Raw genomic sequence first — 22,337 nt, 5'->3', positions numbered from 1 at the left:
ACCGGAAGAAGCCGCAGAGGTGAGGCAGGGAGCTAAGCGCCCGGGGCCCAGATGGCGGCGGTGCGGGCGATGAGTTCGTCGAGTTGGCTGAAGTCGGTGCGTCGGTCTTCGGGCCGGTGTTCGCTCTGAACGGCTTCGACGGCGACCGGTTCAGCGATGCCGGGTTCATCTGGGCAGGGTGGTGCCTTGGCCGAGGAGACGAGGTGTTCGCGCAGGAGGTGCCTGCGGTGTTGCCTCCGCCTTCGCGCCGGATCGACATGCCGGGGTGGGGTGAACCACGCCCTTCCGGTGTCCGGGTCGAGGTGGACCTGCCACTGCGACTCGGCTGACTGTTGAGGGTCTAGTTCGACGAGCCGGTGGTGGTGCGGGCAGAGGAGAACGCCGTTGGCGAGTGAGGATTCTCCGCCTGCCCACCAGGGGACGATGTGGTGTGCTTCGCAGGTTCGTGGTGTGGCGGTGCAGCCGGGGAACGCGCAGCCTCCGTCGCGCAGTGCGAGGGCTGTGCGGATCCCGGCGGGGAACAGGCGGTGTTTGCGGCCCACGTCCAGGGGTTGTGAGTTGGTGCCGAGGACGACGGGGATCAGGTCCGCGTCGCAGGCCAAATGTCTGGCGTCGGCGGCGGATAGACCGCCCTGGCCGTGGCCGCCGAGGACGTCGACGCGTCCCAGCCCGGTGAGCAGGGTGTCGTAGTTGACGGTGATGTGGACCTGGGGCCGGTCTCCGCCGTGGGCGGGGAGCTTCCCGGTGGCGGCAGCGGTCTGCACCAGGATCATCAACGCATCCGCGCGCCGCACAGCCGGATCCGACGGCTCATCCGAGTCGCGGTACGACGAGGCTGGCGGCATCACCGCGTCGAGTTGGGCGGCGAGGAGTTCTGCCTGGGCGGTGGGCAGCAGGCCGCTGAACCTCGACGACCCGTGGTGATCTGGGGTGATGATCAGGAACCGGCTGCGGTGGGCGGCGCGGTCTTGGGCGTCGAGCCTCTTCTTGTCTTCGGCGTCGGCGCCGTCGGGGTCGATCACCCGGAACACGTGGCTGGCCAATTCCCGCAACTCGTCCGGGCCCAGTGCGTGAACCTCATTGAGGACCGACTGCTGACACAGCTCCAACTCGGCACGGGTCACAGCATTGGGCAGTTTCCGCAGCCCGGAGACGATGGCTTCGGCCTGGGCCAGGGAGATCTCCCCGTTGTTCAACGCCGCACCGATGAGCGGAAACCGCTCCCCGAGATCCAGCGCCAGCTTCAGCGATGCGGTGGCCTGGGAGGTGGTGGTGCGCACCGATTGACGGACCCGCTCCACTAAGGCGTCGTCGGCGGCCAAACGGGCGTCGTGCAGCAGTCGCAACCTTGCACCTGCGGCCTGCGCCTGAACCTCGTCCAACAGTGCCGCGAGCTGGGCGCGACGCTGGACGTCGGCTGCCGGGTCCAGGCCTAGCGAGCCGATGTCCTGCCACAGGGCAGCCATGCCCTGCAGCAACACTTCGCGCGTCTCGTTCATAGGTACCATTAAATAAGAACGCACTGACAAAACTGCTCAAGCCGGCGCCCGTCTTCGAAAACCACCCCAAAGGGTGCCCGGACGCAGCCGAGTTGCCCTCTGGGGTGCATTCTGCCGCTGCCGGAAGTGCTTGACTGGAGGCTCACATTAGGGAGGAAGACATGTCCAATGCCGACCGTGTCCGTTCGTCCACCGCCGACAAGGTGCAGCAACGCCTCGATGAGGAACGGCTCCAGCCCTGACCGCCCTGGCCGACGCCCCCGTCGATGTCATCACCCAGCACATCAAGGACCTCGACAGGGCGTGGGACGTGGAGCGCGTGCTCGAAGCGAACGCGTCCACCCTGATGCTGCTGAGCCTCGGGCTGTCACGGCTGCACTCCCGCAAGTGGCTGTGGTTGACCGCCGCGGTGCCCTCGTTCCTGCTGCAGCACGCCATCCAGGGGTGGTGCCCGCCCATCGAGGTGATCCGGCGGCTGAACGTGCGCACCCGCAAGGAGATCGAGGTGGAACGCACGGCTTTGAAGGCATTGCGGGGCGACTTCGCCCACCTCAATTTCCAGGGAATGGACGCCGCCAGCGCCGCCGCGGCCGCGTTGGAGGCTGCCGAGGAACCGCAGCCCTCCTGAGCACCCTCAGACGCCTTCGCGGTTCCCCGTCGCGCTGACGTACACGCGGTCCAACGCTGCCCGCAGGGCCTCGCGCACTTCGTCGGCCAGCGGTTCCATCTCCGGGTTGTCGGTGATGGCGACCATCGTCTCCGGGTCGATGGCCTCGACGACGGTGACGCCGGCCGTGTGCCGCACCACCACGTTGCACGGCAACAGCACGCCGAGCGACGGCTCGATCTGCAGGCCCTTGTAGGCGAACCCGGGGTTGCAGGCGCCGAGGATGATCTGGTCGTCGACGTCGACGTCCAGCTTGTTCTTGAGCGTCTGCTTCAGGTTGATTTCCGTGAGGATGCCGAAGCCGCTCTGGGCGAGTGAATCCTTGGTGAGCGCGACCACCTCGTCGAAGGGGCGCTCCAGGTCGATGCGAAGTCCGTAGTTCATGTCAACCTCCTGGCATCGATCATGCTCCGTTCAGTGCCGTGGCGTGGGGTGTGCGGAGAATTGGCGACGGAAGTGCTGCACGGGCTCCCGTAACGATCTGGACTCGGCCGTGCTCGGTCCGCGCGCGTCCGCGCAGCACGGGCGTAGCCTCAACCTCACCGAGCCGATGGAGGAGGCGCCATGTGGGGGAAAGCTGGGCTGCGGAGCGTCGTGGGAGCTGTCGTCGCGCTGCTGATGACGTTGCTGCTGGCGGCCTGTGCCGGGGGAGACGGCGCCACTGTGGATTCACCTGCGGGTGGCCCCGCTCCGGACGCGGGCGGTGGCTCCGTGGGCATGCCCCAGAAGGACGGTGATGAGGATTCCGGCGGCGGGGACCGCCTGATCATCCGGTCGAAGGTGCTCCGCCTGGAGGTGGAGAGCACGCCGGACGCGGTGACGAAGATCCGCGACCTGGCCCGCAGCCACGAGGGCACCGTCACCGACATGCAGGTGGCCACCGACACCGACGAATGGCTCTACCGCTACGGCGAGGACGGCGCACCCGCGGGAGACGGGTCGGCGTTGCGCGGCTGGGTGACCACGCGCGTGCCCGCCGAGACCTACGAGGATTTCCTCGCCGAGGTGGCTGCGCTCGGCGTCGTGAAGTTCCAGTCCGAGGCCACCAGCGACGTCACCCAGGAGCACGTCGATCTCTCCGCCCGGCTGGACAACCTGCGAGCCCAGGAAGTGCGCCTGCGTGAGTTCTTCGACGCGGCCAAGGACGTCAAGGACATGCTGGCCATCGAGACCGAGCTGTCCCGGGTGCGGGGCGAGATCGAATCGCTCGACGCGCAGGTGACCTACCTGGAGCGGCAGGCCGCGATGGCGACGGTGACGATCGAACTGGTCGAACCCCGCGCCGTGGTGAGTCCCGGCGGCGAGTCGTGGGGCTTCGGCGAGGCCATCACCGACGGCATCCGCGGCGCCGCAGGCCTGTTGACCGGGCTGCTGACGCTGCTGATCGCCACCGCCCCCGTGTGGCTGGTGGCCTTGGTGCTGTTCTTCCCCCTGCGCGCCTACCTCCGACGGCGGGCCGCGCGCCGCCACGCGCCCTCCGCCCCCGTGCTCGCGACACAACCGGAGGCTGAGCAGTCGGCCCCGTGACCACGCGCAGTGCCGCCGGGCGAACCGTCCGATCCTCAGGGAGTGCGACCATCGGGCCTGCTCGGCGAGGTGAGTTCGCGCAGGAGCCAGTCGACTTCGCGGGTCAGCAGCGTGGACGGTAGCTCATGTCCGCCGTCGAAGATCTCGTGGTCGGCCACTCCTGGTGCGAAGGCGGCGACGACCTGGTCGACGCCCGAGACGGGGAACAGGGGGTCGTGGCGCCCGGCGACGAGGAGGACTCGTTGCTGATGGAAGGCACGTGCGACGGCGGGGGAGTCGCCGAGTGTCGTGATGCCGGACGGATACCAGGCCGGGTTGTGGAGAATGCCGGCGGCTTCGAAGGATGCCACCGTCCCGACGCCGCAGTTGAGCACGCCGGCGACGATGCGCTCATCGCAGGCCATCGAGAAGAAGCTGACCTGGGCACCCAGCGAGTGCCCGATCACGCCGCATGAACCGGCGCCGGTGTGGTGGAGGATCCAGTCGATGGCCACGCTGACGTCGGTGACATGTGCGCCTTGCAGGGTGCTGCCGTGGGCGATGAGGTTCCATGCGTGGAACTGTTCGTCACGGGCGCCGTCGCCAGAGTGGTCGCGTCGCTCCTCGAACCCGTGGAGGTCAGGGATCAGCGTGGTGACCCCGGCCGTCGCGAGGGCGAGGCCATAGGCCATGTCCGGGTTGCCCGCGATCCCGGCCGGTTCGCTCTTGCCGAGGTGGAACTCGCCGTTGTGCTGGTGAACGGCCACGACGGGCAGGGGTGTCGAGAGATGCTCCGGTTCCAGGAGGAGGCACGGGATCGTGTGCCCGTCGGGGGCGCGCAGCGACACCCGTGAGCGCGAGATTCCCTCCCACGTTTGGGGTCGCGAGACTTCGGCGTCGACGATGCGAGTCGGGGCGGGGCCGACACCCAGCAGGCGTCTCACGCCTGAACGATCCATGACCCACTCCTCCTCAGGCCAGCAGGGCGCGTGTCTTCTGCTCCTCACGGAACAGGTTGACGAACGTAGTGGGGGCATCCGGCCCGTGGCCGCCCCGAGCCCATCGCCCGATCTCCTCATCCCAGAATCCCACGGCGACCCGAATCGCAGCTCCACACCGAGGCAGAAGATGCTGGGCCACCGCCCGTACCTGAGGCATCCTCGATAGGCTGCACCTCACCATGAGTAGGACTGACACCTTCGCACCCGGCAACGTCGTGGTGGTGCGCGACGAGGACTGGCTGGTGACGTCAGTCGACGAGTCGTCCGACGGACCCGTCCTCAACGCCCAGGGCCTCTCCGACCTGGTCCGCGGCCAGGACGCCGTCTTCTACCCCTCGCTGGACCGGATCAAGCTCAACGACCCCCGCGACACCACCGTCCGCCCGGACGATTCCCCGAAGTACCGGCGCTCCCGCCTCTGGGTGGAGTCCACCCTCCGCAAGACCGCCGTCCCCCTCAGCGACGACTCGCTCACCGTCTCGCCCCGCATGCTCGCCCGCCAGCTGGGCTACCAGCACAAGGCCGTCGCGAAGGCCCTCGACCCCGCGACACTGCGGCCCCGCATCCTCCTCGCCGACGCCGTCGGCCTGGGCAAGACCCTCGAGATCGGCATGATCCTCTCCGAACTCATCCGCCGCGGCCGCGGTGAGCGGATCCTCGTCGTCACCCCGCGACACGTCCTGGAGCAGATGCAGCACGAGATGTGGAGCCGCTTCGCCATCCCGTTCGTGCGCCTCGACTCCCAGGGCGTGGCCCGCGTCAAGCAGAAGCTGCCCGCCAACCGCAACCCGTTCTCCTACTTCCGCCGCGTCATCATCTCCATCGACACGCTGAAGCAGGAGCGCTTCGTCCACGACCTGCGCCGCCACCCCTGGGACGCCGTCGTCATCGACGAGTCGCACAACGTCACCAACACCGCCACCCTCAACAACCGGCTCGCCAGCATCCTCGCGCCGCAGGCCGACGCCCTCATCCTCGCCTCCGCCACCCCGCACAACGGGTCGCGCGAGTCGTTCGCCGAGCTGGTCCGCCTCCTCGACCCCACCGCCGTCAAGGCCGACGGCGACCTCGACGCCAAGCGCGTCGAGCAACTCACCATCCGACAACACCGTCACAGCGCCGAGGTGGCCGAAGAGGTGGGCGCCGACTGGGCCGAGCGCCTCGACTACCACCCGGCTGCGAAGTTGACGGCCTTTCCTCGTCGAGGTCATCGCAACAACTGTTGCCAGGCGGTGGCCGTTCACCCGCGGCGGGCATGTCCGCCCGCGCAGACGTTACTGAAGGAGACCTGCCGGTGATTGGGATCAGAGTGGTCGATGGCGTCCAGCAGGCGGGAGGATCGGCGCTGCCGACGCTCCCAGAGCCAGGACAGGTCGTCGAGGTTCGGGGCTCCTCTTGGGCGGTGACCAACATCCAGGTCCAAGGCCTCCCGCGCAGCCCAGCTGATGAAGCGGTCGCGCAGCTCTCGCACGTCGTCGAGCTGCAGTCGCTGGACGAGGACCGGCTCGGAGAGCAGCTGTCGGTCGTGTGGGAGCTGGAGGTTGGACATACCGTTACCCCCGCACAGGGACTCCCCGAGACGATGCACCCGGCAACTTTCGACGACCCCGCCACCCTTGCAGGGTTCATCGACGCCATGCGTTGGGGAGCAGTCACCAGCGCCGACCCCAACCGGTACCAGGCGCCTTTCTGGTCTGGCGCCAATGTCGAGGCCTATCAGCTCGAACCGCTACGCCGTGCCCTCGCGGCCCCGCGGACGAACCTCCTCCTTGCAGACGACGTCGGCCTCGGCAAGACGATCGAGGCGGGCCTGGTGATTCAGGAGTTGTTCCTGCGCCACCGCGCCCGGACCGCTGTCATCGTCTGTCCGCCCAGCCTCGCGCTGAAGTGGCAGGACGAGATGCGGGAGAAGTTCGGCCTGGAGTTCACAATCGTCAACTCCGAGCTCATGGCCCAGGTCAGACGGACCCACGGTCTTCACGCCAACCCCTTCCAACTCTTCACCCGCGTCATCGTGAGCATGGCTTGGCTGCCGCAGGTGCGCGCTCAGCGGCTCCTCCGCGACGTGTACGCCCAGGCCACCAACCCCAAGACCGGGAAGCGGTATGCGTTCGACATCCTCGTGGTCGACGAGGCCCACCACGTTGCGCCGGCGAGCCCATCGGCTCTGGCCGGTGGGCGAGGCTACGCCGTAGACACTCAGCGCACCGTGGCAGTGCGTCAACTCGCAGAGAAGTGCGAGCACCGCCTGTTCCTGAGCGCCACCCCGCACAACGGTCACCCCGAATCCTTCACCGCGCTGATGGAGATGATCGATCCCCGCCGCTTCGCCCGCGGCGCCAACCTGGACCCAGCCGCCCTCAAGGACGTCACGGTCCGCCGCCTCAAGACGGACCTGAGCGACAAGGGGTTCAAGAAGCGCGCGGTCAACACCCTCGACGTCATCCCGTCCGACGACGAACAGCAGATGTTCTCCCTGCTCGATGAGATCGTCACCAAGAGCGCCAAACAGAACGGCACCAAACCCGGCGGCGACATCGTCACCATGCTGCTCAAGAAGCGCTTCCTTTCCAGCCCGTTCGCCTTCGGGAAGACCCTCAACCACTACATCGCGACTAAGGCCGGGCGCGGACTCACGGACGACGAGTACGACGACATCTTCGGCGAGGGCCAGGCGGACGAGGAAGAAGGCCTGTGGGAGCAGGACGAAGCCGAGAAACTGCGAGAGTCCAAGGGGTCCGACCCGCTCGTTGCTGCCGAGCCCGGCCAGCTCGAGGCCCTGATGGAATGGGGCCTGAGCTACGAAAGCCGTGCCGACTCTCGCCTCGACCGTCTCATCACCTTCCTCGATGCTGTCTGCCGACCCGACGGCAAGTCCTGGTCCAACGAGCGCGTAGTGGTCTTCACCGAGTACGCCCACACCGTCGACTGGCTCTTCCGCGTGCTGCACCAGCGCGGATACACCGACGATCGCCTCGCGGTGATCCAGGGCTCGACTCAGACAGAAGACCGCGAGTACATCCGGTCCCAGTTCACTGCCGATCCGGCCAGGGAGCCGGTCCGGGTTTTGCTCGCGACAGATGCCGCGGGGGAGGGCATCGACCTGCAGACCTACTGCCATCGCCTCGTGAACTTTGACATCCCCTTCAACCCGTCCCGGCTGGAACAGCGCATCGGCAGGATCGATCGATACGGCCAGGCAGAGCAGCCCCAGGTGTTCCACTTCATGCCCGTCATCAACTCATCCACCTATGCGTCCGACCTCAGCTTCATGGAGCGCGTCGCGCGCAAGATCGCGCAGGTGGAGTACGACCTCGGGTCCGCCAACCAGGTCGTGGGCGAAGAGATCCAGAGCCACTTCGGTAACCGGAAGTCGGTCAAGACCAAGACAAAGGGTGTCGACACCAATGAGGTCATCAACTCCGCGTTGGCAGGAGGAATGGAGCTCAACGCTCGCCTGACGCAGCTGGAGCAGGGTTACGACGAGTCCCGCAGAGAGATGCACCTGGACCCGGCCAACCTCCGTCGCGTCGTCGATACTGCATTGCGCATCAACCATCAGTCGGCGCTGATCCCCAACCATGACCACGCTCAGGACACCGATGCCGAGGTCTTCACAGTGCCGTCGCTCACCCCCGGGTGGCACGACGCGCTGCGAGGACTGGACACGAGGCTCAACCCTGGTGTTCTCCGCCCAGTCACCTTCGACGCCGAGGCGGCCGACGGACGCGCCGACCTGGTCTACGTGCATTTGGGGCATCCCATCGTGCAGAAGGCACAGCGCCTCCTTCGACGCTCTCTGTGGAGCGTCGACTCGCCGCTGAACCGGGTGACCGCCGTTGTCGTCGACGACTTGGACGAGTCGTTCGTCGCCGCAGTGACCCGCATGGTCCTGGTTGGCAGAGGGGGAGTCCGCCTCCATGAGGATGTCTTCCTCGCTGGTGTCCGGTTGAAAGGACGACGGGCGATGGCGGAGGAGAAGGCGGAAGCCGCCCTCGAGAAGGCCCTCGATCGCGAACGTCTCACCGTCGCCGACGAGAGCGTCCGAGCGCAGCTTTGCGACATGTGGAACGTGCCTGATGCGCCCCTGCGTCTACGCCTGGAGGAGTCAATGAGGGCACGAGCCGGGAGGCGGCACGAACTGGTGATAGAGCAGCTCGTCAGGAGACAGTCGGCCGACATCCAACGGGCGAGGGAGATCTTCGCAGCGTTCCGTACGAACTTGGGCGACTCACTCTCGAGACTGAAGGCCGAGGAGGCCGAGGCGCAGGGCCAGCTATTCACCGATGCTGATCAGCAGCGCCAATGGAGGAGAGACATGGAGGCAATGAGTCGCCGTCTGGATGAGCTCGACGACGAGGAGGCCCGAGAGGTCATGGCCATCACCGACCGTTACGCCGACGTCAAGCCGCACACCACGGCAGCTGCGGTCGTGTTCGCCCTGACCCGCGCCGACGCCGACGGGTGGACAGAGTGATGGCACGCCCGATCACGCGTGGACGCAATACGCTGAACGCCACGGAGCAGCATCGCGCCTGGTTGGAGCTGGTCGACACCGACGGTCCGTTCCTTGCCATCCCACCGCTCAAACGCGTGTGGCCACAAGGGATGCCCAGCCTCGCCGAGGAGCGAAAGACTGCGCTCGTCGACGCCCGCAAGGAATTCGAACCGGCGTGGGAGAAGCTTGATCTGAACCCGGACTCCCAGAGTGCTCTCGAAGCCTACCGAGGCGCCCGAGACCAATGGGTGAAGATCATTCTCCGCGACGTCGCAGGCTGGGCCGAGTCCCTGGCGTGGGGCGAGGTGCAAGGCGTCACGGCGCAATCGCCTAACCACAGCGTCACCGTCCGGGCACAGGCGGCCCTCAGGGGTCCTGACGGCCTGGGAGCGGTCGTCCACGTGATCGACCCCGTCGACTCTCTGCGCCAAACGCCCGGCGACCTTTGGGCCGCTAACCCCATCGACCGTGTCGAGGTCATGTTGCGGGAGAACAAAATCCCGATCGGGATCGTGACCGACGGCCGATGGTGGGGTCTGGTCACCGCGCGCGAGGGGGCGATGGCAGCCTCCGGCATCGTCGACGCGTTGACGTGGATTGAAGAGCCTCGCACGCGCGACGCATTCCTGGCTCTCATCGGCCGTCCGCACCTCATCGGCGGAGACCCTGCTGAGCGTCTTCCGGTTCTGTTTGAGCAGTCGGTGGCTGCCGCAGAGGAGATCACTGAGGCACTGGGAAGCCAGGTCCGCAGGGCCGTCGAGTTACTCATCCAATCATTCTCCGAGTCGGCTGCGGACGCGCGCCGTCGAGGTCTTCCGGATTCCCTGCCGGAGCGCACCCACGACGCCTACGAGGCGGCCGTGACCGTGATGATGCGCGTGGTCTTCCTGCTCTTCGCGGAGGAACGGGGTCTCCTGCCCTCTGGTGAGCTGTTCGAGCAGGGGTACGGCGTCGCACGCGAGCTCGACCGTCTCATCGCTCGCGAGACCGAGGAGAGCGAGGAGGCACTCGATGCGACGTCTCTGACCTGGCACCGCCTTCTGGCGACCAGCATCGCGTTGTACCGGGGAGCCAGTTTTGAGAGCCTCCGCATGCCCGCCTACGGAGGCTCACTATTCGATCCGAGCCGATTCCCGTTCCTCACCGCCACGAATGATCAGGGCACGCTTTCCACGTCCGTCTCCGACCGCGTCATGCTCCATGTCCTCCGATCCGTCCAAGTGGCCGACATCAAGGGTGAGGCCCGGCGGATCTCGTTCCGAGACATCGACGTTGAGCAGATCGGGTACATCTACGAGGGCCTGCTTGGTTACACCGCAAGCGTCGCTTCCGACGTGACCGTAGGCCTCAAGGGAAAGCTCGGTGAGGAGCCCGAGATCCCTCTCGCCACGCTCGAGTCTCTCGCAGAGGAACACGACGACCCGAAAGCGCTGGCCGCGGCCATCATTGCGTTCGCCAAGGAGACCCAGCCTTCGGCCAAGCCGGCATCGGTCCCGGCCATCGCCAAGGCGCTCAACGCCGACGCCCAACCAGGAGTGGTCAGTGCGCTGACGCAGGCAGTCGGCGACGATCTCGAACTCCGCGACCGTGCGAAACCGTGGCTCGGGCTGATCCGCCTCGACCTGCGTAAGCGTCCGGTCGTCGTCCTCCCAGGTGGCCTCATCGTCAAGGAGACCCCCTCCCGCAAGAACGCCGGCGCCCACTACACGCCTAAGTCGCTGGCCGAGGAGGTCGTCCTCCATGCGCTCCAACCGCTCTGCTATTCACCGGGTCCTCACCAGACCGCCCTAGAGACGGAGTGGAGGCTCAAGTCCTCGGACGAACTGCTGGGTCTGAAGGTTGCCGACATCGCATGCGGTTCTGGTGCTTTCCTCGTCGCAGCTGCGCGCTACCTCGCAGAGCGTGTTGTCGAGGCATGGAGCGCCGAGGACGCTCGCAACGCAGCCCGCAAGGACCTCTACACCCGCGCCATCCGCCAGGTCGTTGCCAACTGTCTTTACGGCGCTGACATTAACGACATGGCCGTTGAGATGTGCAAGCTCTCCCTCTGGCTGGTCTCACTCGACCGCGATCTCCCCTTCTCCTTCGTCGATGACAAGGTATTCCTCGGGAACTCCCTGCTGGGTGTCACGGATCTTGACCAACTCCGACGCCTTCACATCGATCCCACAGTCAAGACCGAGATGGAGCACTACGAGGCCTATGACGTCGATGTCGACGGAATCGTTCAGCGAGCCATCGAACTCAGACGCCGCCTTCTGGCCGAGATCGACGAGAATGACCCGGTCCGAACCAGCGCGGCGAAGCGGCGCCAACTCGACGAGCTGCACCGTTTGACGGCTGGCCTGCGCGCCATCGCAGACGGGGTGGTGGCGGCGGGACTTGCCGTCGGCGGGAAGCCCGGTAAAGGGCTGAAGGAGGCCTACGAGAATCTTCGAGTTGCTGTCGTTGCCGCTCACCCGGTCAAGGGTGAGCCGGACGACACATTCCTGCAGGCCATCATTGACGCGGGCCTAACACCAACAGTCGAAACAGACTACGAGCGATGGCAGCCCCTTCACTGGGTTATCGAGGCTCCAGACGTGATCATCGACAATGGAGGCTTCGACGCCGTCATCGGCAATCCGCCATTCCTCGGTGGCCAGAAGCTCACCGGCGCGATGGGTACCAGCGTCCGCGACTGGCTCATCAATGTGATCGCTGAAGGTCGTCGCGGAAGTGCCGACCTCGTCGCCTACTTCTTCTTGCGTGCCACCTCGCTCTTGCAGGCGAACGGGACACTGGGGCTCATCGCCACGAACACGGTCGCTCAGGGCGACACCCGAGCGGTTGGCCTCGACGCCATGGTTGAGTCCGGCTTCACCATCACGCGAGCCATCCAGTCCCGTTCGTGGCCGGCCGCGAGCGCCAATTTGGAGTACGCCGCAGTGTGGGGCACCCTCAGCGAGGTAGCGGCCACTGTCCCCCGAGTCGCAGACGACATTGAGGTGCGCCTCATCAGCACCCTGCTCGAACCCTCGGGTCGCGCCGAAGGTAATCCCATTCGGTTGAGCGAGAACTCCGGCCTCGCCTTTCAAGGCTGCATCGTTCTGGGCATGGGATTTGTCGTCGAGGAAGCAGAAGCGCAAGAGTGGGTTGCCGCCGATGCACGCAATTTTGATGTGCTCCTTCCGTACCTCAACGGAGAGGATCTAAACTCTCGTCCTGACGCCTCTGCGTCCCGCTGGGTAATCGACTTCCGCGAGATGCCGGAAGCTGAGGCTGCGTCCTATTCGCTCCCTTGGGCACGAGTGCAAGCCGCTGTCCGGCCGGAGAGGATCACCAAGGACGCGACCAAGTACCCGCGGATGGTCTACGAGTGGTGGAAGTTCTGGAACGCTCGGCCGGTCATGCGCGCCGCGATTGCCGAATTGTCTGAAGTGTTGGTCATCGCTCTTGTCAGCAAGACTGTGATGCCGCTGCGTGTCGATGCAAGCCAGGTCTTCAGCCACGCGCTGGGGGTCTTCGCGACTGATGGCTATGGCGACCAAGCAATCTTGTCATCGAGCCTGCACCAGCTCTGGGCGATCACCTACGGGTCCACGCTTGAGACGCGGGTCAGGTACACCCCATCCGATGTCTTCGAGACCTTTCCGCGTCCAGAGGCGACTTCTCGCCTTGACGCAGCTGGCCGTGCTCTGGACGAGGAACGCCAAGCCATAACGAGCCGACGAAATATTGGGTTGACGAAGCTCTACAACCTCGTCAACGACAGCGCTGTCCAGGGCGACAAAGATGTGGACCTCCTGCGCGACATTCATGTCGAGGTAGACACGGCAGCAATGGCGGCGTACGGATGGGACGATGTCGACCTCGCTCATGGCTTTCACGAGTTTCGGCAAATGGTTCGTTGGTCGCCCTCACCGGTTGCTCGCGTAGAGATGCTCGACCGTCTCCTACTTGCAAACCACAACCGCGCTGCGAACGGATCGAGCTCTACTGTTCGAGAATCCGGCAGCCAGATGCCCGCCGAACCAGCCCTCTTCGACTGAGTTTGAGCCAAGATGCAGGTCACTCGAAGAGAGTGTTTTCTTCTTGGGGGAGGCTGTTTGGGAGCGGCTTGCCTTTCGTGTCCATCGAGGCCGCACGGCGGTGGTTCTCTTCAAGCAGGCGATCAAGAAGCTCGACCCTTGCGGACGGGCTGACAGTAAATCGTTCCATCCTCCGATGGCTGTAGAAGCCATGATCGAGTTCCAGATCAGACCAGCCGTAGGCGTCGGCGGCGGCTAGATCCAACTCGACGTGAATGGAGCGGATTCTGGCGACATCATGGTCCAATGACGAGGGCAACTCCGGGTCATTCACCAAGTTGTAGAGCCGAGTGAGTCCAAGCTCCCGTCGGAGCATGATCTGTCGGCGCTCTTGATCAAGTGTGCGGCCGGCGTCCTCCAACGCCGTCGTGATGGATGGGCGTGGGAACGTCTCGAAGACATCGGATGGGGTGTAGCGAGGGTCGTTCCTCATCCCTGAACCGTAGGTGATCGCCCAGAGCTGGTGCAGGCTTGATGACAAGAGCGCTTGGTCACCGTAGCCATCGGTGGCAAAGACGACGCACGCCTCGCTTGGTACCTGACCCGTTCCGACCCGGAGGGGCATCACGGTCTTGCTGACACGAGCGATGACCAGCACTTCAGACAACGGCGCAATGGCCTTCCGCATGGCAGGCCGCTTCTCCGCGTACTGCCACCAGTAGTCGCGGTAGACCTTGCGATTGTTCTTCACGCGCTCGGGCTTCACCCGCTCGACAAGGCGCTCGTAGGGCAGCCGGTAGGACCGCGCTTCGTGCTCTGGGCGATCGTTGAAGTCAATGGCCCACCTTGACGCGCTGGCATCGGGGTTCGAGTTGAGGTCCTCGCCGTTGAGGTACGGAAAGAGCACACCAGCATTGCGTGCATCGGCGGCAATCCACTCCTGCGCCTCCTCGGGGGGCAGGACGAAGCCCATACCAAGCACATAGCAGCCGATAAATCCGATACCCGAGTTCTCGCTCAACCGAATGGGATTACCTTCGGCGCGACCCGAGGGTTCGAGCAGGGTGCTGATGAGGCGCACCTCAATGTCGTCTGCGACTCGGGGGACAGTGGCCGCTACCTCGCTGAGGGTGCCCCACACTGCGGCGTACTCCAAATTGGCGCTCGCGGCCGGCCACGAACGGGACTGGATGGCTCGCGTGATGGTGAAGCCGGACTCAACCATGGCGTCGAGGCCAACCGCTCGGGTGTCGCCCTGAGCGACCGTGTTCGTGGCGATCAGTCCCAGCGTCCCGTTCGCCTGCAAGAGAGAGGTGATACCTCGACAGAGGCAGGCTGACTGCCCACCAAGTGGCATGAGGGCATGACTACACAACTAGAACGGCGTTGCGTGCTGTACGCACGCCTCAGCGTCACCAAGGAAGAGTCCGTCTCGATCGCCCGCCAGCTTCAGTCCTGTCGTCGATACGCCGAAGCCCGAGCGTGGGAAGTGGTCGGTGAGTTCATCGACGACGGAGTGTCTGCGACCGCCAACCGCCCCGAGGACCGCAACGGCTGGGCGGCCCTTCTTGCCGCCAACGACTTCGACGCGGTCATCATCTGGAAGGTCGATCGTCTTGCTCGCCGCGTCCTGGACTTCCTCCATGCCGATGAGGCTCTCCAGAAGCGCGGAGCCGGTCTCGTCGCCGTCGAGGATCCGATCGACATGACCAGCCCTCAGGGTCGGGCCTTCGCGGTCATGCTCGCCGTCTTCGGAGAGATGGAGTCCGAAGCGATCCGTGCTCGAGTGCGTGCTGCGCGTGCGCAGTTGCTGCGGGATGGCCGGTGGGCGGGCGGCGGGATCCCATACGGCTATCGATCAGCTCCTAACCCCGGAGGACCTGGTTGGGTGCTCGCGAGCGACCCTGAGCGCCAGCCTTGGCTTGTTGAGGCAGTCGCGATGGCTCGGCGGGGAAGCACGATCAACGCCATCACCACCTGGTTGACGTCGAGCGGCGCACCCCTTCCGCGCGGGGCTGAGTCACGGCGCAGGTCAGGAAGCACCGCCTGGAACCGTCAGACCGTCGAAGGGCTGCTGCGGAACCCGATCCTGGCGGGCATGACGGTCCACAACCCTGGAAGGGCGAAGAGTGCCACGCGCATGGAGCCCGTCACAGTCATTCGCGACATTCATGACGAGCCCGTCGTCAACGAGTCCTTGGCCATCATGTCGATCGTCGAGTTCAAAGAGTTGCAGCTGCGCCTCGACAGTCGCAGCACGCCTCAGTCGCGGAAGAGGGCCGAGAGGGAGCCCACAAGTCCGCTGCTCTCGCGGGTGGTGCGTTGCGACGACTGCAACGTGTACATGTGCCGAGGTACGAACCAGAAGCGTCCGGTCCTCTACTGCCCCGAGTGTAGGCAAACCATGGGCCGGAACGCCCTCGATCTCTACCTGATCGACCGTCTTCTCTACGAGCGTGGGAGGGAGCCTCTCGGCGACTCCACAGTTCGTGACTGCTGGGCCGCGGCTGGTTCGAATGAGGTCACGCGCCGGGACATTCTTGTGTCTCAGCTGGGGAGCCTCCGTATCCGGCGCGGAGTCGTCGGTCGCTACTTCGATGTTGATCGTGTTCTTCTGCGCTGGCTACCAACCGCGGCGACGAATACGCAAGTCCTCCCGGAAACGTCGGAGGCCTACGGCAGACTGGTGAACCGTGACCGAGGTAACCACTGAAGCGGCTGGGCCGCAGGCATCGTACGAGCTAAACCACGAGCTGGATGGCTCGTCATTCGCTGTGCGTGAGAACCTCTCCGACATCCTGCAGCGTGAGCTCCTTGGCCCGATCCATGGTCCCGAGGAGGTGCTTCCCCTGAGCCCGCGCGCGCAATATCTCGTCGGGCACATCGCTCCCGTGAAACTCATCGGCACGGCAACCACCTCCTCTGACGACAGCGACAGTGGTGGCCTGGTTGAGGTACGGCTTGACAGCGACGCGGTGGCCGAAGGGCGGGGCGTGCCAGCATTCGCGGCCGACGAGACCGAAGCAGACTCGGAGGATGACGAGGTTGAGGATCGGGCACCGAAGCAGGGGTTGATGGTCCCAGCCTCCATGGGTCTGCGGTTCCAGGTGCCGGCCAACCTCCAGGCGTTCAGAGTGGTGGCGTCGTGGGGGACGTACGAGACCGTCGAGACGGACAAGGTCACCAAGACCGGCCGCCCGGTCAGGGAGTACCAGCGAACCCCCGTTGAGGAAGCGCGCACTGTCCGTGTGGCAGATCTCATCCCGGGGCGGACGGCCACTGTGCCGTTGAAGGAGGCCATCGCTCTCAGGGTGGACCGCTACGACGACCCGAAGTACGGGCGAATCCTTGTCGAGATCGCCTTGTGCAACGACCGCGAGACACCGATGCCAATCCCGTTGAGCATGTGGATGTTCCAGACCAAGCTGGTCGTCGACGCGGATGGAGCAGAGGTGTTCCTCCCGGTCCAGGACGTCCTGGAGCACGAATGGCCCGAGCACGACGAGGAGGTCAAGCGCCTCAACCTCCAATATCGCAACCGACTGGAGTTCGCTATCGGCCGCACCTGTTCGGCGGATTGGAGCGTGAAGAACGGCTCTCGGCGCGCTACATCCGTCGAGACGACCTGGCTGCCTGTGGGGGAGACCCCTCAGACCCGAGCGCGGTCAGTGGAGGGAGCCCTGCTCTCCATGGACGCGCTCGCCAGCGCCTCAGGCGATGACCTTCGAATCGGTCTGGCCCCCCTCGTGGCCGGCTACGAGGCGTGGCTGGACGACCAGGCCGCCGCGGTCCTCGGCCTCCCAGAACACCTGCGAGAGACGGCCGAGGTTGCGATGTGGGAGGCGCGGCAGGCGCACAAGCGACTGGTGTCAGGCCTGGAACACGTGGCCAGCGATCCGGAAGCCCTCAGGTGCTTCCAGTTCATGAACCTAGTCATGCGCGACCAGCGCATCTCATCCCAGGTGGCTGCGGAGCGCTCGGCCGACGCCGGCCTGTCCATCGAGGAGGCGAGGGCCACCGTGGCCGAGCGTGGTGCACCTGCCGCCTCGTGGCGCCCCTTCCAGCTCGCTTTCATCCTCATGCAACTCGATGCCCTGACCGACCCGGCAACTGCGTTCCGCAGTTCGGACCACCAATCGAAGGTGGAACTACTGTTCTTCCCCACCGGCGGTGGCAAGACCGAGGCATACCTCGGACTCGCCGCGTTCACGTTCGCGATCCGCCGTCGCCAAGGCATGCTTCAGTCGGCTGACGGGCCGCTCGACGGCCGCGACGGAGTTGCGGTCCTGATGCGATACACGCTGCGGCTGCTCACCGCGCAGCAGTTCCAGCGCGCCACCACCCTTGTGTGCGCGGCCGAACTCGCCAGACTCGATGACGAGGCAACGTGGGGTGCTGAGCCGTTCCGAATCGGCCTGTGGGTGGGAACGGATGTCAGCCCCAAGCGGTTCGAGGAGGCCGACGAGCAGCTGACCAAGGCCAATGAGTACGGCCGCCACCGGCTCACCGTCCTGCAGATCCAAAGATGCCCCTGGTGCGGCACCCCGATCACGGCCGCGCACGTGAAGGCTGACGCATCCAAGCGTCGTGTGTTCGTCTTCTGCGGCGACGAGCTCGCCCGCTGCCCCTTCTCCAAGGGCGGTGCCGTGGCGGAGGGCCTCCCCGTTCTGACCGTGGATGAGGAGATCTACCGCCTGACGCCGGCCTTCGTGATCGCTACCGTCGACAAGTTCGCACGGCTCGCTCGAGAGGGTGAGGCGTCGTCACTGTTCGGCTATGTCAGCCGTCGGTGCGGGCGCCACGGCTACGTCCACGCCGACTACGCGCCCTGCCAGGTGGGCTCACACCCGGCCAGAGACGGCCAGCCGGGAGCGACGGTGGTGCCGGTGGGACGCCTTCGCCCACCAGACCTCATCATCCAGGACGAGCTGCACCTCATCACCGGCGCGCTGGGGACCGCGGTGGGGCTGTTTGAGGTGGCAGTCGAGACGCTGTCATCTTGGGAGACCCCGAGCGGCGCGCCCGTCAAGCCCCTGATCGTGGCCTCGACTGCCACCGTGCGGAACGCTCAGGATCAGGTACGGGCCCTGTACGGCCGCCAGGTGGAGATCTTCCCACCCCAGGTGCTGGATGTGGCCGACACATACTTCTCGCAGGAGATCCCCATCGATGAGCAGAATCCGGGGCGCCGATACGTCGGAGTGAGCGCCCAGGGTGTGCGTCTGTCAAGCGCTGAGATCCGGGTGGCGGAGGTACTGCTTTCCGCCGGACAGCTTCTGCTGGACAAATCGGGTGCGGCCGCGGACCCCTACATGACGTTGGTCGGCTATTTCAACGCCACTCGCGAGCTGGCAGGCATGGCCCGCTATGTGGCCGACGACGTCCAAAGCCGGGTCAAGCGGCCGCGCAAGGACTCAGGCTTCCCGAGTCGTCGGGGCGCGACCTTCGGCCTGTTGAAGACCGGTGAGCTGACCTCGCGCATCGCCTCCTCGGAGATCGGCGCGACGCTTGATCGCCTCGGCTTGGAGTTCGACCCGGAGTACGACACCACGGAAGCCGCTCGTCAACGCCTCGCAGAATCTAAGGAAGGCAAGAAAGTCGCGGCCCGTGGGGAGGCCGAATCACCGTTTGACGTGGTGCTGGCCACCTCAATGCTGCAGGTGGGGGTCGACGTGCAGCGGCTAGGGCTCATGCTCGTCGTCGGCCAGCCCAAGAACACCGCAGAGTACATTCAGGCATCGTCGCGTGTGGGCCGTGACTCTTCTGCGAGACCCGGTCTCGTGGTTGCCCTCGGCAACTGGGCGAGGCCGCGAGACCTCGCACACTACGAGCAGTTCCGCCACTACCACGAGACGTTCTACGCCCAGGTAGAAGCACTGTCCGTGACGCCGTACTCGCCCACCTCCCTCAGGCGGGGTATCGACGGTCTCCTCGTGAGCGCCACTCGGGTGGTTCAAGCATCCGTGCCCGACGGGCTGTCACCCGAGCGGCAGGCCGGCCTTATTAAGCAGCACTGGAACGCAGTGGAGGCGATCGCTGAGAAGCTCAAGAACCGCATTGCCGCCGCGGCGCTCGACGACGCGGCGACCAAGCGCGCCAACGATCTGCTGGTCAACCGCCTCGATCGCTGGGCGGAGCGGGCGAAGTGGGCCGCCGAGATGCACAAGACGCTGGTGTACGAACGCACCGGGGAAGGCGGGAAGTACCTGCCGCTGATCATCAGCCCGGAGAACGTCAAGGCCTCCGTCGGAGGATCGTTGCAGGCCCCGTTCGTGATCGCCAACTCGATGCGCGAGGTCCAACCCGAGATCAACCTGCTCGTCAGTCCGGTGCCCGAACGGCTTTTCGCTCGGGTGCCCGACGGCGTCGCGCAATGGACCCTGCCAATGGGGGAGGACGACTGATGACTGACGTGTCGACAGAGCTCAGCGAGGAAATGCTGGCCGACGAGCACGAGCTGCTCGACCCGCTCGGCGACGCCGAAGAGGGAGTGGTCAAGAATCGCGCCAAGGTGGGCTCCGCTCGCCCGTCATCGCTGCTCTACACCTACGGCCCCGGGGCGATCATGGACCTGCCGAACTTCTCGGTCATGCCCGCAGGACTGGGGGACTGGGAGCCGATCTGGAAGCGGCGCCCCCACGTCCCGACTGTCGTCGAGCCGAGGCTGCTCAACGTCGTGCGACTGCATCTGGGGCCGCAGGTCGATTCGCTGAGGCCCTTCCCGTGGCAGCCGAAACGAATGGGCATGTCCAGCGAGGGTTCCGATCTCGGCATCCCATCGCGCGTGTTCCCGCAATGGCTTCGCTGCACTGGGTGCGACTACCTCGGCCCACTGCCGCGCTTCAACTACACCAACACCCACCCCTTCCGGCCCGATCTCGCCCAGTTCACGCACAAGAACTGCCCAGGGCGGCATGGTAACTCCAACCGGAAGTCCGGCAGTCCAGCCGTTCCAGCGCAGCATCTGCTGACCTGTACTAACGGACATCTCGACGAGTTCCCGTATTCGATCTGGGTCCACCGCGGAAAGAAGTGCTCGAAGGCAGAGCTCCCGGACCTGAAGATGCGCGACGCCAACGTGGGCAAGAGCGTCGGCTCCATCATCGCTTGCGCTTCGTGCGGGCAGACGCGGGGCATGGCAGAGGCTCAGGGCTCCGTCGGGCGGGAGAAGCTCCCGCAGGTTTGCCGAGGACGGCATCCTCACCTCAATGCTTTCGACAACCAGTGCGATGCACGGCCCGCTCTCATCATGATGGGTGCCTCCAACCTCTGGTTTGCATCAACGCAGTCGGTTATCGTCATGCCGCGCACGGATGCCGAGGAGCAGCGGGCGCTCGCAGACCAGCTTAGGGCCGAGCTCGGCGTCAAGCAGATTGAGCAGTTCCGTGATCAGCTCCCCGTTATCAGGGCACTTGCCAGCGCAAGGGGGCTCGACGTCAGCGCCTTCGGGGACGCCGACATCGAGACGGCGGTCGCCGAAGTGCTCGCTCCCGTGGATTCCGACGAGGAGCGCCACCAGAAGCTGGCGGCGTGGGATCCGGTCGACCTCCTTGTCCCAGAGTGGCGCTACCTCCAGAAGCCGGCCCTGTTCCCGCAACAGCAGAACGGCACCGGCCTGATGGTCACCGAGATGCAGCGCGACCCCCATCTGCATCCGAGGATCAGCCGCGTCGTCGCGGTGAACCGGATGAAGAAGATTAATGCGGTCCTCGGGTTTACGCGCCTCGACGAGATGGACCGCGTCAACGACCTCGTCAGCCGCCTGGTCAAACTCACGCGCAACGGCAAACCCACCTGGGTTCCGGCTACGGAGGATCGCGGCGAGGGCATCTTCATCCAGTTGGATCTCGACGCGGTCGCCGCCTGGGAGACTGCCATCCTTTCGACTCCTCTGTGGCAGGCCCATAGAGCCGCGCATCGCCGCAACTTCCAGCGACGGTTCTCGGAGACCGCCAAGCGTGTCGACCCTGATGACCGCCTGCCTTCACCACGTTACTGGCTGCTACATACGCTTTCGCACGCACTCATTCGGGAGATGGCGATGTCCAGCGGATACGGAGCCGCGAGCCTGACCGAGCGGATCTACGGGTGGAGCGGATCCCCACAGCGAGAAGCCGCCGCCGGTCTGCTGATCTGCACCACAGCCTCCGACAGCGAGGGCACTCTCGGCGGACTTGTCGCCCTTTCCGAGCCCGCCAGACTCCACGGCTTGTTCCTGTCGGCAATGAGGCGCGCGTCGCGCTGCTCGTCGGACCCCGTCTGTGCGGTGAGGACGCCGAGCGATCCGGAGGACTTCCTCCACGGGGCGGCGTGCCACTGCTGCTCCTTCGCATCGGAAACCTCCTGTGAGAAGGCCAACCGCTTCCTAGACCGACGGTTCCTGCTCGACCTCCCGACAGTCACGGGTGACCGGGTACCCGGTTTCTTCGGGGGCGCCGATGTCATCTGAGCCCCTCGCGGTGCTCGGGGCCTTCCTGACTGCGAGCGAGGCGAAAGCTTTGGCCGTGCAGTTCTCGCTCGGCCAACACACAGTCAAAGCGCTCGCCGCTGTAAATGCCTCGCGCCGTGGGGAGATCAAGGAGTTGCTCGCGAACGCGGGGCTCAGCCACGCCAACGGGCACCAAACTGCCGCTGTGCTGCATGCTGTAGCTGGTGTGAAATCGGTACATCGAGATCTCGTTCCGGTGTGGACCATGCCTGGCAACGAGGCCGAGGTAGGTCACCTGACCAGTGAGTTCCATCGTCTCGTCTTGGCGGCCCGGCAGTCGGTGGTTTGCGCCACCTACAACTTCGAGCCCACCTCCCAGATGTGGAAGGTGCTGAAGAAGGCATCGGAGCAGCCTGGCGTCCTGGTAACGGTATATGTGGACGGGGAGAAGGCGGACGCTGTCAAGGTCAAGAATCAGCTCCCCAAGGCGACGATTTATCGCTCAGCGGAACTGCCGAACGGCAAGCGCGTAGTTAGCCACGCAAAGTTCGTCATCATTGACCACGAGGCTGTGCTTCTGACCAGCGCCAACTTCTCATTCAGCGCGGAGAAACGCAACATTGAGTTTGGCCTGTTGATTCGCGACTCCGCCCTGGCTGGGTCGGTTCAGTCAACAATGGCTAGTAAACATGGAAGCCTCTATGAGCTGATGTGAGGGCCCTGCTGAA

General features: G+C 65.3%; 12 protein-coding genes and 1 pseudogene. 9 read left to right on the top strand and 4 right to left on the bottom strand.

The window, feature by feature from the left end:
- Nucleotides 1-32: 32 nt before the first annotated feature.
- A complete protein-coding gene (locus tag H5393_RS09120) occupies nucleotides 33-1,499 on the bottom strand; it encodes an HNH endonuclease signature motif containing protein (RefSeq protein ID WP_182766364.1) in 1,467 nt (488 codons plus the stop codon).
- A 319-nt stretch (nucleotides 1,500-1,818) separates the two neighbouring features.
- Between H5393_RS09120 and H5393_RS09115 the strand changes: the two genes are divergently transcribed.
- Complete coding sequence (locus H5393_RS09115) at nucleotides 1,819-2,127, top strand: DUF2892 domain-containing protein (RefSeq protein ID WP_220488276.1); 309 nt, start codon at nucleotides 1,819-1,821, stop codon at nucleotides 2,125-2,127.
- 6 nt (nucleotides 2,128-2,133) lie between these two features.
- Here H5393_RS09115 and H5393_RS09110 read toward each other — a convergent pair whose 3' ends face one another.
- Nucleotides 2,134-2,550 carry a DUF302 domain-containing protein gene (locus H5393_RS09110; protein ID WP_182766363.1) on the bottom strand — a complete coding sequence of 139 codons (417 nt, stop codon included), beginning with the start codon at nucleotides 2,548-2,550 and terminating at the stop codon, nucleotides 2,134-2,136.
- A gap of 180 nt (nucleotides 2,551-2,730) precedes the next feature.
- Here H5393_RS09110 and H5393_RS09105 point away from each other — a divergent pair, with 180 nt between their 5' ends.
- Complete coding sequence (locus tag H5393_RS09105; RefSeq protein ID WP_182762834.1) at nucleotides 2,731-3,693, top strand: DUF4349 domain-containing protein; 963 nt, start codon at nucleotides 2,731-2,733, stop codon at nucleotides 3,691-3,693.
- 35 nt (nucleotides 3,694-3,728) lie between these two features.
- Here H5393_RS09105 and H5393_RS09100 read toward each other — a convergent pair whose 3' ends face one another.
- Nucleotides 3,729-4,631 carry a dienelactone hydrolase family protein gene (locus tag H5393_RS09100; protein ID WP_182762832.1) on the bottom strand — a complete coding sequence of 301 codons (903 nt, stop codon included), beginning with the start codon at nucleotides 4,629-4,631 and terminating at the stop codon, nucleotides 3,729-3,731.
- Between the two features lie 221 nt (nucleotides 4,632-4,852).
- On the opposite strand from H5393_RS09100, the pseudogene H5393_RS09095 reads away from it, so the two are divergent.
- The 3 genes and pseudogenes from H5393_RS09095 to H5393_RS09085 all read left to right on the top strand — a co-directional run.
- Nucleotides 4,853-5,746 (top strand): annotated as a pseudogene (locus H5393_RS09095) (DEAD/DEAH box helicase); the annotation flags it as partial.
- Between the two features lie 221 nt (nucleotides 5,747-5,967).
- Nucleotides 5,968-9,150: a DISARM system SNF2-like helicase DrmD gene (gene drmD, locus H5393_RS09090; RefSeq protein ID WP_370585960.1), complete on the top strand. Its 3,183-nt coding sequence runs from the start codon at nucleotides 5,968-5,970 to the stop codon at nucleotides 9,148-9,150.
- Complete coding sequence (locus tag H5393_RS09085) at nucleotides 9,150-13,202, top strand: DNA methyltransferase (protein ID WP_182766360.1); 4,053 nt, start codon at nucleotides 9,150-9,152, stop codon at nucleotides 13,200-13,202. Before drmD ends, H5393_RS09085 begins: the two co-directional genes overlap by 1 nt.
- A gap of 19 nt (nucleotides 13,203-13,221) precedes the next feature.
- Here H5393_RS09085 and H5393_RS09080 read toward each other — a convergent pair whose 3' ends face one another.
- A complete protein-coding gene (locus H5393_RS09080; RefSeq protein WP_182766359.1) occupies nucleotides 13,222-14,487 on the bottom strand; it encodes a class I SAM-dependent DNA methyltransferase in 1,266 nt (421 codons plus the stop codon).
- Nucleotides 14,488-14,571: 84 nt separating this feature from the next.
- Here H5393_RS09080 and H5393_RS09075 point away from each other — a divergent pair, with 84 nt between their 5' ends.
- The 4 genes from H5393_RS09075 (at nucleotide 14,572) to drmC (ending at nucleotide 22,324) form a co-directional block, all read left to right on the top strand.
- Nucleotides 14,572-15,894: a recombinase family protein gene (locus H5393_RS09075; protein WP_220488275.1), complete on the top strand. Its 1,323-nt coding sequence runs from the start codon at nucleotides 14,572-14,574 to the stop codon at nucleotides 15,892-15,894.
- Between the two features lie 61 nt (nucleotides 15,895-15,955).
- The gene (drmA, locus tag H5393_RS09070) at nucleotides 15,956-19,585 is read left to right on the top strand and encodes a DISARM system helicase DrmA (protein WP_370585959.1); all 3,630 of its coding nucleotides are present in this window, start codon (nucleotides 15,956-15,958) and stop codon (nucleotides 19,583-19,585) included.
- On the top strand, nucleotides 19,585-21,630 hold the full coding sequence (drmB, locus tag H5393_RS09065) for a DUF1998 domain-containing protein (RefSeq protein ID WP_182766356.1): 2,046 nt from the start codon (nucleotides 19,585-19,587) through the stop codon (nucleotides 21,628-21,630). Before drmA ends, drmB begins: the two co-directional genes overlap by 1 nt.
- Nucleotides 21,620-22,324, top strand: a complete 705-nt coding sequence (gene drmC / locus H5393_RS09060) for a DISARM system phospholipase D-like protein DrmC (protein ID WP_182766355.1) — start codon at nucleotides 21,620-21,622, stop codon at nucleotides 22,322-22,324. The genes drmB and drmC overlap by 11 nt, the downstream gene beginning before the upstream one ends.
- Nucleotides 22,325-22,337 lie beyond the last annotated feature (13 nt).

Origin of the sequence: Tessaracoccus sp. MC1756, assembly GCF_014164735.1 — a bacterium.
Lineage (GTDB): Bacteria > Actinomycetota > Actinomycetes > Propionibacteriales > Propionibacteriaceae > Arachnia.
The sequence above is the reverse complement of the archived record's forward strand: the minus strand, read 5'-3'. Positions and strand labels throughout refer to the sequence as shown.

What these genes read in the sequence shown, in the direction of transcription:
- drmC (WP_182766355.1), top strand. Translation starts at nt 21,620, where the DNA reads ATGTCATCTGAGCCCCTCGCGGTGCTCGGGGCCTTCCTGACTGCGAGC.
- H5393_RS09120 (WP_182766364.1), bottom strand. Translation starts at nt 1,499, where the DNA reads ATGAACGAGACGCGCGAAGTGTTGCTGCAGGGCATGGCTGCCCTGTGG.
- H5393_RS09085 (WP_182766360.1), top strand. Translation starts at nt 9,150, where the DNA reads ATGGCACGCCCGATCACGCGTGGACGCAATACGCTGAACGCCACGGAG.
- H5393_RS09110 (WP_182766363.1), bottom strand. Translation starts at nt 2,550, where the DNA reads ATGAACTACGGACTTCGCATCGACCTGGAGCGCCCCTTCGACGAGGTG.
- drmB (WP_182766356.1), top strand. Translation starts at nt 19,585, where the DNA reads ATGACTGACGTGTCGACAGAGCTCAGCGAGGAAATGCTGGCCGACGAG.
- H5393_RS09105 (WP_182762834.1), top strand. Translation starts at nt 2,731, where the DNA reads ATGTGGGGGAAAGCTGGGCTGCGGAGCGTCGTGGGAGCTGTCGTCGCG.
- H5393_RS09100 (WP_182762832.1), bottom strand. Translation starts at nt 4,631, where the DNA reads ATGGATCGTTCAGGCGTGAGACGCCTGCTGGGTGTCGGCCCCGCCCCG.